1 protein-coding gene is annotated in these 1,036 nt (G+C 72.5%); it reads right to left on the reverse strand.

Annotation, left to right across the window (positions count from 1 at the left end):
* Window positions 1–18: 18 nt before the first annotated feature.
* Window positions 19–1,017, reverse strand: coding sequence for an aldo/keto reductase (locus ACRX5S_RS05420; protein WP_436771715.1), 999 nt, complete (start codon window positions 1,015–1,017; stop codon window positions 19–21).
* Between the last annotated feature and the right edge of the window lie 19 nt (window positions 1,018–1,036).

The following is a 1,036-nucleotide window of genomic DNA, read 5'->3' on the forward strand; positions in this document are numbered from 1 at the left end:
GGCGCGGGCGCCGTCGTGTCACAAGGCGAACGCCTCGTGGGCCGGGCCCGGCCCCGGGAAGATGGCGTCGAGTTCGGCCAACAGGTCGTCGGACAGGTCGAGTTCCACGGCCCGCAGGGCCGAGTCGAGGTGCGCGCGGGTGCGCGGCCCGACGATCGGCGCGGTGACGCCGGGACGCGTGAGCAGCCAGGCGAGGGCGACTTCCCCGGGGTCGAGGCCGTGCTTCGCGGTCAGCTCCTCATACGCCTGGACGCGTGCCCGCGTCGCGGGATCCGCCAGGCCCTCGGCGGAACGTCCGCTCACCGAACGGGATCCGTCGCCCTCGCGTTCCTTGCGCAGCGCGCCGCCGAGCAGCCCGCCGCGCAGCGGGGACCAGGGGATGACGCCGAGCCCGTAGTCGACCGCGGCCGGGATGACCTCCATCTCGGCGCGGCGCTCCGCGAGGTTGTAGAGGCACTGTTCGCTGACGAGGCCGACCCGCCCGGTACGCGCGGCGGTCTCGTTGGCCTGGGCGATCTTGTAGCCGGGGAAGTTCGACGACCCGGCGTAGAGCACCTTGCCCTGCGTGATGAGGACGTCCAGTGCCTGCCAGATCTCCTCGAACGGGGTGGCGCGGTCGATGTGGTGGAACTGGTAGATGTCGATGCGGTCGGTGCCGAGCCTGCGCAGGCTCTCCTCCACCGAGCGGCGGATGTTGACCGCGGAGAGCCGGTCGTGGTTGGGCCAGGGCGGGCCGCCGCCGACGGCCATGTTGCCGTAGACCTTGGTGGCCAGCACGACCCTGTCGCGACGCCCGGCGCCCCCGGCGAACCACGAGCCGACGATCGACTCGGTGCGGCCCTTGTGCTCGGTGCCGCCGTAGACGTTGGCGGTGTCGAAGAGGTTCACGCCCGCGTCGAGGGCGGCGTCCATGAGGGCGTGGCTGTCCGCCTCGCCGGTGAGCGCGCCGAAGTTCATCGTGCCGAGGACGAGGCGCCCGACGCGGAGACCGGTGCGTCCGAGTTGCGTGTAGTCCATGGCCCCACCCAACGCCGCG

Origin of the sequence: Yinghuangia sp. YIM S09857 (assembly GCF_051388915.1) — a bacterium.
In the GTDB taxonomy this organism is placed as follows: domain Bacteria; phylum Actinomycetota; class Actinomycetes; order Streptomycetales; family Streptomycetaceae; genus Yinghuangia.

Excerpts from the sequence above, each read along its gene's own strand:
- ACRX5S_RS05420 (WP_436771715.1), bottom strand. The coding sequence starts at position 1,017 with ATGGACTACACGCAACTCGGACGCACCGGTCTCCGCGTCGGGCGCCTC.